At 56.2% G+C, this 447-nt stretch carries 1 protein-coding gene; it reads right to left on the bottom strand.

Annotation, left to right across the window (positions count from 1 at the left end):
* The coding region (locus tag AC1DKD_RS42125) for a hypothetical protein (RefSeq protein ID WP_477144853.1) at positions 1-406 on the bottom strand (406 nt) is incomplete at its 3' end.
* Positions 407-447: the final 41 nt, after the last annotated feature.

Genomic DNA, 447 nt, shown 5'->3' with positions numbered 1-447 from the left:
TAGCTGAGCTCTCGGCATTACCCAGTTCATCTTCAACGAGGAACTGGGGTTTTACTCGCCCCTCAGTCCGGCCGGATTCGACTTTCCAGACCGGCCCATTGGGGACGAGTCTGCCCATAGTCGCGCTCGTGGAGGCCCACCTAACGGTGAGCGATCCATCACTGATATTTTTGCTAGTAATGAGGTCGCCATAGCTGACCTCGTGTGGGCCAGTCCGCACTCCCTTCAGCGGTTGATCGCTGGCCGGGACATGGTAGAAATCCCATCGAGGATAGTTGTCCGGGTCTTTCCATGAAACCCTGAAGTCGATACCTGTCTGGTACCCCTGATCGGTCACGCGACCGCAGAAATGATAAGGATCGTCGAGATCTTTGTCGGGGATCGTTGGGCCGTCGTGCTCTTTCATCGCTATCTGGTGCTTGGGCCCGGTGATGCGAATGTCCTTCA

This window comes from Cupriavidus sp. 05T313 (assembly GCF_056396665.1).
This window is presented reverse-complemented; position numbering and strand designations above follow the sequence as displayed.